Consider the following 8,508-nt stretch of genomic DNA (forward strand, 5'->3'; position numbering starts at 1 on the left):
AGATTAAAATGCCCGAATCTGCTCTAGTAAATAAAGCCGAGAACTACCTAAAAGAAATAACAAATGACTCCATTAGTCTGGATAATATCGAAGATTTTGAACATTTCAAGGACCTCTATTTTAAACTAGATGACAGATTAAACTATTTGCAAAAATTAAAAGATGATATGGATGCACAGGGCTACACAACCCCTTTTACATCCTTAAACAAATATGGGGCAAAAGCTGTAGCTGATGTTGATGTTGAAGAGATGGGCGAAAGCAGTCGACACAATAAGATATTTAGAATGAAGGCAAACGCTAAGAAAAACATTCTTGATAGGGTAAAATCAGCTATTGACTCACATAAAATCGCAATTGGTAATCTTGAACAATTTGGATACGTAAAATGTGATTCATGTTATAAAAAATATTCTATGAGTGAATATAAACAGATGGAAGGCAGATGCAGCTGTGGCTGCACTAATTTTTCATTTAAAATCCAAAAGGATGCAACCCATAGGATAGAAATAATTCCATACCTACCGTTATCAGGTAATTATATGGTATTAAGAAATGAACTTAGTGGATTCGGTCGTGAATCCCTTAAACAAGTTTTAAACATACTTAAACAAGAACGTAGGGGAGTTGTTAAAACAATTGCTCTCGTCATACGTTTTAGAGATAAAAATAATCGTCTTGTTAGAAAAAATGTTACCTTGGATTCAGAATATGTAAACAATTATGAGGAAGAGGTAAGAAGAATCTACGGTAAACACGTAAGAATAGAGGCATTAAGATTTCACAGAACAAAACCTGCTATCATCGATGACAAACATGCAAGGACAGCACTTGCTTTAGGTTATGTCAGATACAGTGAACAGATAATCGAGGATATCAAGGATGAAATACTAAAAAGAAAGCTGGCTGATTTTAAAAGAATTAAAAAATATGATGAAATCTTTGCTGAATATGAAAATAAAACTCCTGATTTTATTGATAAATATGATGTTGAAGCCATTGACAAATGGAGAAAAACTCAGATTGAAGAGAACTTCAAAAAATTAGGCTTTTACGACAAATATGGAAATATAAACAGGTCTCTCAACCGTGACTTAAAGAAAAGAGATAATGTTTATAAGAATATCCTAAGAAACATTGCACCTGCACTTATTATTTGGGATATATTCAGATATTACCTTACAACATCAAACAATTCACGTAAGATTGATATTAGTCCGTTCCCTTATATTAGGGTTGAACTCGACCGTGAACAAAGAAAGGTATTCCAAACTACACACAGAAAGGTAATTGAAACTTTAAACATGTATACAAATATTAAAATAATTCATGTTCGCGAGATGGATCTGTTATTATATGACAAGTTCAAATTCGAAAAGCAGATTAAAAGTTCCAATATTAAATTCAACAATGTGGCATTGGGTGCTGCATTAATTTATGAAAATTCAGATATTGAACTTGAAAGTATCAGTAATGCATTCAATATCAACGAATCCAAAGTCAAAAAGGAAATAAAGAATATTGACAATATCAAAAATCCTAAAAGCGAAAAATCCAAGAAATTTTTAGATTTAATTAAGAAATAGTGATTATATGGATGAGGATGTAACAACAATTCATATAACAAAGGCGTTAAGTTCTGCAATCATTGTGGATTTAATGGAAAATTATCCTAATTTGGAGGTTATCACCTGTTCTCCTAGTGTGTATAAGAGAACTTCAAATACTTATATTGAAGCGTTATCTCAGCTTGACATTGAAGTCAGGAAGAAATATAACTGGGGAGCTAAAAGCCAGACAGATGGTATTGAATTTAAAGTTTTGGAATTGTCAAATAAAGGTTTGAAACCCAAGGAAATAGCTCATGAATTGGATTTGAAACTTAGTCGTGTTTATTATCTGCTTAAAAAAAGCAAAGCTCAGTTCGATAATAGAAAAAGAAAATACAATCATTCAGAGATTAAAAACCTTAAGGATGAAGGTTTATCTGCAAAAGAGATTTCTGAAAAATTAAATATTCCGTTAAGGAGTGTTTATTATATTTTAAACAAAAAATAATTACTTTTTTTAATAATGAACTTTAAATAGTTTATTATGATGATTTTACCACAAATTCCTTTGTATGGGATAGCTTTAATCTGTGGATTACTATCTTTTTTTGTATCCAGATTAACTATGCCGAGGATTATTAAAAAACTCGAAGCCGCTGATATTGTTGGAAAGGACATTCACAAATCATGGAAACCTGTCGTTGCGGAGATGGGTGGTTTTGGAATTCTTTTCGGATTTATTATAGGAATGTTTTCCGGAATTTATATGCATGATATCATTGCATTTAAATTGGTTGTTGTTCTTGTTGTAATATTGCTTGTCGGAATAATTGGAATTGCAGATGACCTTCTTGCATTGTCCTCAAAAGAAAAATTCTTCCTTTTGTTCCTTGCAGGTCTTCCATTGATTTGGGCAGCACCTCCTAACGTTGGATTATTATACTTGATTACAATTCCTATTGCATTGTCCATCGGATCAAACCTTACAAACATGCTTGCAGGTCTAAACGGTATTGAATCAGGTTTAGGTATCATTTCAATGACTTCACTTACAATAGCATGTATCATTCTTGGAAAATATGACGTTACAATCATTTCCATGAGTATGCTCGGTGCATTGATTGCATTTTTATACTATAACAGATATCCTGCTAAGATTTTTCCGGGGGATACTGGTACATTGATTATTGGTGCAGCTATTGTATGTATTGCATTCATTGGTCGTGTAAAACTGATTGCATTTATTGTATTGATGCCGAATATTATTGATGCTGCTTTAAAATTCTATTCTGCTGGTTTCATGAACCGTCAGCAGCAAAAACCAACCCAGTTAAACGATGAGGGTAAATTGGTAAGACCTGCTGTTGGATTTAAATCTTTAATCAGATTGGTATTGAGAAAGCCTATTGCAGAAAAGGATGCTGTTAAAATAATCTGGGCAATTGGAATTGCATTTGGGCTTCTTGGTATTATTGTAGCTTTGACAATGCCTGGTGTTCTTGAAAGCAAAACACTAGTCAACTTCCTTCAAATCAAGGAAATGCTATATCATATTTAGGTGATAACATGATGAGACCTTATGTAATATTAAGTGCTGCTATGACATTGGATGGTAAAATCGCAACAAAAACAGGAAGCTCAAACATTTCAGGTAAAAAGGACCTTGAAAGGGTTCATGAACTTAGAAAGGAATGTGATGCAATCATGGTTGGAATCGGGACTGTAATTGCTGATGATCCAAGACTTACTGTTCACAAAATTGATGCAAATCCTGATGATAATCCAGTACGTGTAGTAGTTGACAGCAAATGCAGAACACCAATTGATGCAAGAATAACAAATTCCGATGCAAAAACAATCATTGCATGTGCAAGAGACTACAAGGAGGATTTGATGGCTTCTGAGAAATATGAAACATTTAGAAAAAGGAAAGTCAAGTTCTTCTATTCTGGAAGCGAAAGGGTGGATTTGAAACTGCTCATGAGCTATCTTCACGAAGAGGGAATTGATAAGCTTATGCTTGAAGGTGGTTCAACTTTAAATTTCTCAATGTTAAAAGCAGGTCTCATTGATGAGATAAGAGTATGTGTTGCACCGATGGTTGTTGGTGGTGCAGAGTCCAAAACATTTTTTGACGGTGAAGGTTTTGATTTGATGGATGAAGCAGTCAGATTTGAACTCACTGATTCATATGAGTTAGAAAAAGATTTGATTTTAACATATAAAGTGTTAAAATAAATCCATAAATCCAACATTTTTGCAGACGCAATATCTGCATAATGATTTTTTATCATGAATATATTTCATACGGCCCTTGCAGTAGTAGGAGTCGTTTGAAAAATATATTTCTTCTTTTTTGTCTTCGCCATATGGGTGAAGTGGTTTTTTAGCTATTAGTGCCAAGTATAGTGAAATGTTTTCAGCGAATAATGAATGTTCGTCTTCACCTCCGCTATAGTTGTCGAAATAAAATTTAATATCTTGACGCATATTTTCAATTACTTTGTCCTTGATGTCAAAATCATCCAAGATAACTGTCTCATATATATCATCATACACATTTGAGTTATATTTTGCAAGTTTTTTAGTAAGAGGATCTTTGTACCTGTCATCGGTTACTTTATTTCTCAAGTATTCGATAGGATAGTCTTTGATATCCTTTTTGATGATTTCTAAAAGTTGGGATGCTTTCATAAAATTCCTTTGCTTTTGAGTAATTCATGAGGATTATCAACAATAGCTTTCATAGCTTCGTCATGATTTAATCCTGCACCTAATGCAACTTTGTATGATTTTTCAAAAGTAATCAAGTCTCCAGGAGCATGGGAGTCAGTATCTACAAGCAATTTGTTTCCAACTTCACGTGCAATGTTTGCAACATGACCATTTCCAAGGCAGTGTCCTTTACGTGCTGAAATTTCAAGATAAATATCATTTTTAAGTGCTATTTCAGCTTCTTCTTTTGTAATTAACCCAGGGTGTCCTAAAATATCAACGTATTTGGATTCAACAGCTGCACGGTTGGTACCTGGAAGCACAGGTTCGTTTAATGTTTCACCGTGGACAACAACTATTTTAGCACCTAACTCTTTTGCACGTTTTGCAATTCCGTCAATGGATTCAAGTGGTGCATGGGTTACTTCTGCTCCTAAAACTGCAGTAATGTCCCAGTTTTCATTGATGTCATCGATTGCATCCTGGATTGTTGGTATTGCTTCAACATTTGACCAGTCAACGTGGTCTGTCATAGCTATTACTTTATGCTTTAACTTCAAAGCTCTTCTTGCAAGTTCAGATGGCAATAATTCACCGTCACTGAATAATGTATGCATATGTAAATCGATTCTTTTGTTCAAAAATATAACCTCTTTTTGTTAAATATGAATTAGTTTATATAATACATAGAATATAAATTTATATAACTTAAATATTATTTGAGGTATTACAATGAAAGCAAAAGCATTTAAAATGGCAGATGGGGTTTACTGGGTAGGTGTAATCCACTGGAATAGTAGAACTTTCCACGGATATGGAATTCCTGGTACCACATACAATGCATACTTGGTATTCGGTGAAGAAAAAACAGTTTTAATCGATAATGTCTACAGGGGATTATTCGAACAATTCGATGCAAGAGTAAAAGATGCATTCGAACAAGAAGGAAAAGAATTCAAAATCGATGTATTTGTCCAAAACCACTCTGAAATGGACCACTCAACATTCTTGAGAGATACTATTGCAAAATACAATCCTGATGCAGAAATCTACGCATCACAAAATTGTATAAACTTTTTGGAAGCTCAATATCACAACTTCTCTGATTTGGAAATCACTCCTGTTGCAACCGGAGATGAAATCGACATTGGTGGAAGAACCTTAAAATTCATATCAGCACCAATGCTTCACTGGCCTGACAGTATGTTTACATTTTTAGCAGAAGAAGGAATTTTATTCTCAAATGATGCATTCGGTCAACACGTATGTCACTCAAAAAGATTAGACAGCGATTATTCTGTTGACTACCTTTTAAGAGAAGCACAAAAATACTATGCTAATCTTGTAACATTAGGTTCTCCAATGCTCAGAATGAAATTACAGGAGTTAACAGACAGCGGTCTTTTAGAACAAATTAAAATGATTGCACCATGTCACGGTCAAATCTGGACAAATCCAGCACCAATCGTTGAAAAATACTCAGAATGGGGATCTGGTGTATGTAAAGACAAAATCACTGTTATCTATGACACCATGCACCACTCAACCGAAAAATTAGCATTCCAAATTGCTGAAGGTATTATGAGTGAAGGCGTAGAAGTTGAAATGTACTTCATGCAGGAAGACGGTCCTGATGATGTAATTACTGACATTTTGGACTCAAAAGCTATTGCAATCGGTGCTCCTACAATGATGAACAAGCCGTTCCCAAGAATCGGTAACATGTTATACTGGTTGGACTGCGTAAACTTCAAAGGAACCGGCAGTGAGAAAAATGCTTTAATCTTCTCATCCAAAGGATGGGGTGGAGGAGCAGTAGCTAAACTCCAAAGAGACTTGGAAAAAGCAGGATTTAATGTAACTGACACTATGGATGTTTTATTCGTACCTGATGAGGATGTACTTGCTGAAGCATTCGAAAAAGGTGCAGAACTTGCTCGTTCTATCAAAGAATAATTTCTTATTATTCTTTTCTTTTTTTATTAATCGAAATAATTGTTGCGTATAACAACATTTAAATAGTATATTTTATTAAATATTAAACAAGAGGTTTAACTATGTCAAACTTAATTATTTATTATTCAAGAGAAGGGGAAAATTACTTCGGCGGTGAACTCAAAAACATCGAAAAAGGAAATACTGAAGTAATCACTGATTATATTCAAGAATTCACTGGTGCTGATCTGTTTAAAGTCGAACCGAAAGTTCCATATCCTGAATCTTATATGGAATGCACTGAAGTTGCTAAAAAAGAAAGAAAAGATGATGCAAGGCCTGAAATTAAAGAGTCCGTTGGTGATATATCTTCATATGATACAATTTATATTGGTTTTCCAAACTGGTGGGGAACACTTCCAATGCCTATGTGGACACAATTGGAACAGCTTGACTTTTCAGGAAAAACAGTTAAGCCGTTCGTTACTCATGAAGGGTCTGGTTTCGGCAGATCTCTAAAGGATTTGGATGATTTATGCAAAGGTGCAGAAATTATGAATGGTTTATCAATTCCCGGTGCTAATGTATATAATTCAAAAGATACTGTAAAATTATGGGTTGATGAATAATCATTATTTTTTTATTTTTTATCAAATATTCTTGTGTTAAATATGAGTCATATTAACAATCTTCAAGTTATTTGTCAAATCAATGAATTTATTCAATTAATTTATATATTATTTTTGGATTTTTTTAAAAATTTTTTATTAAATATTACTTTTTTTTAAAAATTATATGGTTATTCGTGAATTACACTGGAGGAAGCCGGATTAACAGAGATCCTGCTGCAGTGGCTGATACAACTTCTGGAAATGTCAGAACTCTCTGGTGTGAAGATGGCTATCTCATAGCATATGATCCATCATGGATATTTACAGATCTTTATAGTAGTTAACATAACTACTTTCTCTTTTTTATTTTAACACTAATCTTTATAAACAAAATATACACAATAGAATATTGTTGGTGATTATATGAAGATATGTCCAAAGTGTGGTGCCGAGTTAGATGATGTAATTGGTGGATATTTGTGCCATGAATGTGGTGGAGGAATGTTTAGCGAAGATGAAGTTATTGTTGCTACATGCCCTACATGTGGTGATGAGTTAGGAGATTTATGTGATGAATATTATTGTTATACATGCAGTCAATCAGTACGTAAAGAAGATGCAGTTTATAGTAAAGATATAAGTTTTGATGATGATTATGACTTTGAAGAACCTGATTATGATTCCATGATAGATAATGGAGACAATATTTGTTTAAACTGTACTTATTGGAGTGTTAGTCCATATGGTGCAGCTCATGGAATGGTTTGTCTTAGAGGGTATCCGACAAATGGACCAGGAGATTCTTGTAGTGATTTTGTCCAGTCACATCATTTTGCAAGTTATGGTGATGAAGGCCAATACCAATTCAATGAAACAAGAAGAGACACGGCCAATAAATTATATCACTGGAAAAATAACAGATAATTTCCAATTTACATTTTTTATGATTAAATGTCTATGATTTTAAATCATCAATAGTATACTTAGTATTTAATTTTGCATTAACATTTTTTAATCTTTTTTCAAACCATTCGTCACTGTCTTCGCTAATTTGGATTGGAGGATTATTATAATATAGTTTAATGGCTTCTAATTCACATTTATAATCTTTAAGTTTTTCTAAACACAAGCAGATTCTTTGATAAAATTTATAAAAGTTAAATTCTTTCTCGGTGATGATTTTTTTCATAATGAGTTATAGCAAGTTCATAATTTCCTACTCTTCCATAAACACGTCCGATTTCTTTTAAGGCATATCTCTCTTGACGATAATTAAAATATTCATCAGTTATAACTAGAATAGTTATACATCAATTATCCCAAAATTAGGTTTTAAACATCAATTATGTATTTTCCATACTAAAAAAAAGTTTAAACAAACAATTAAAAAATTTTAAAGATAAAAATCGCATTTCTGACGAAGAATATCAAGAATGTCATAAACAACTGAAAATGATCAAAGATTTATTCTATTTAAATGACATTGATGAATTCAAAAATGAAGTACAATCTTTAATTTATCGTAAAGATGATTTTTATCCAGTTATTTATAAAATAATTAGAAAATTCATTTTCCCAAGATATAAAAGCTTCATTTATCACTTAAAAGATAAGAAAATTGAAAAGACAAGTAACAAAATTGAAAATGCTTTCCAAAAAACAATGCCAAAATCAAGGAAACGAACATTCAAGACCAA

General features: G+C 32.7%; 11 protein-coding genes. 8 read left to right on the forward strand and 3 right to left on the reverse strand.

Annotated features, from left to right (window positions below; all coding sequences use genetic code 11):
• Positions 1–8: 8 nt before the first annotated feature.
• Genes MR875_00730 through MR875_00745 form a run of 4 tightly spaced genes read left to right on the forward strand, consistent with a single transcriptional unit; the run spans position 9 to position 3,788 of the window.
• Positions 9–1,586, forward strand: coding sequence for a DUF530 domain-containing protein (locus MR875_00730; GenBank protein ID MCI6993379.1), 1,578 nt, complete (start codon positions 9–11; stop codon positions 1,584–1,586).
• Between the two features lie 7 nt (positions 1,587–1,593).
• Positions 1,594–2,058 (forward strand): hypothetical protein, encoded by a 465-nt coding sequence (locus MR875_00735; GenBank protein MCI6993380.1) that lies wholly within the window; start codon positions 1,594–1,596, stop codon positions 2,056–2,058.
• 36 nt (positions 2,059–2,094) lie between these two features.
• Positions 2,095–3,108, forward strand: coding sequence for a multidrug transporter (locus MR875_00740; GenBank protein ID MCI6993381.1), 1,014 nt, complete (start codon positions 2,095–2,097; stop codon positions 3,106–3,108).
• An 11-nt stretch (positions 3,109–3,119) separates the two neighbouring features.
• Positions 3,120–3,788, forward strand: a complete 669-nt coding sequence (locus MR875_00745; GenBank protein MCI6993382.1) for a 2,5-diamino-6-(ribosylamino)-4(3H)-pyrimidinone 5'-phosphate reductase — start codon at positions 3,120–3,122, stop codon at positions 3,786–3,788.
• On the opposite strand, the gene MR875_00750 is transcribed toward MR875_00745, so the two are convergent.
• Complete coding sequence (locus MR875_00750) at positions 3,780–4,244, reverse strand: DUF2115 domain-containing protein (GenBank protein ID MCI6993383.1); 465 nt, start codon at positions 4,242–4,244, stop codon at positions 3,780–3,782. The genes MR875_00745 and MR875_00750 overlap by 9 nt on opposite strands.
• The gene (locus MR875_00755) at positions 4,241–4,906 is read right to left on the reverse strand and encodes a histidinol phosphate phosphatase domain-containing protein (protein ID MCI6993384.1); all 666 of its coding nucleotides are present in this window, start codon (positions 4,904–4,906) and stop codon (positions 4,241–4,243) included. The genes MR875_00750 and MR875_00755 overlap by 4 nt, the downstream gene beginning before the upstream one ends.
• A gap of 91 nt (positions 4,907–4,997) precedes the next feature.
• Between MR875_00755 and MR875_00760 the strand changes: the two genes are divergently transcribed.
• From MR875_00760 to MR875_00770, 3 genes are all read left to right on the forward strand, one after another.
• Positions 4,998–6,221 carry an FprA family A-type flavoprotein gene (locus MR875_00760; protein MCI6993385.1) on the forward strand — a complete coding sequence of 408 codons (1,224 nt, stop codon included), beginning with the start codon at positions 4,998–5,000 and terminating at the stop codon, positions 6,219–6,221.
• A gap of 101 nt (positions 6,222–6,322) precedes the next feature.
• Complete coding sequence (locus MR875_00765) at positions 6,323–6,829, forward strand: flavodoxin (protein MCI6993386.1); 507 nt, start codon at positions 6,323–6,325, stop codon at positions 6,827–6,829.
• 405 nt (positions 6,830–7,234) lie between these two features.
• A complete protein-coding gene (locus MR875_00770) occupies positions 7,235–7,735 on the forward strand; it encodes a hypothetical protein (protein MCI6993387.1) in 501 nt (166 codons plus the stop codon).
• 31 nt (positions 7,736–7,766) lie between these two features.
• On the opposite strand, the gene MR875_00775 is transcribed toward MR875_00770, so the two are convergent.
• Entirely contained in the window at positions 7,767–7,940 is a 174-nt protein-coding gene (locus MR875_00775; protein ID MCI6993388.1) for a hypothetical protein, read from the reverse strand.
• A 323-nt stretch (positions 7,941–8,263) separates the two neighbouring features.
• On the opposite strand from MR875_00775, the gene MR875_00780 reads away from it, so the two are divergent.
• A partial coding sequence (locus tag MR875_00780; protein ID MCI6993389.1) for a hypothetical protein occupies positions 8,264–8,508 on the forward strand: 245 nt, incomplete at its 3' end.

It is taken from the genome of Methanobrevibacter sp. (genome assembly GCA_022775905.1).
Taxonomy (GTDB): domain Archaea; phylum Methanobacteriota; class Methanobacteria; order Methanobacteriales; family Methanobacteriaceae; genus Methanocatella.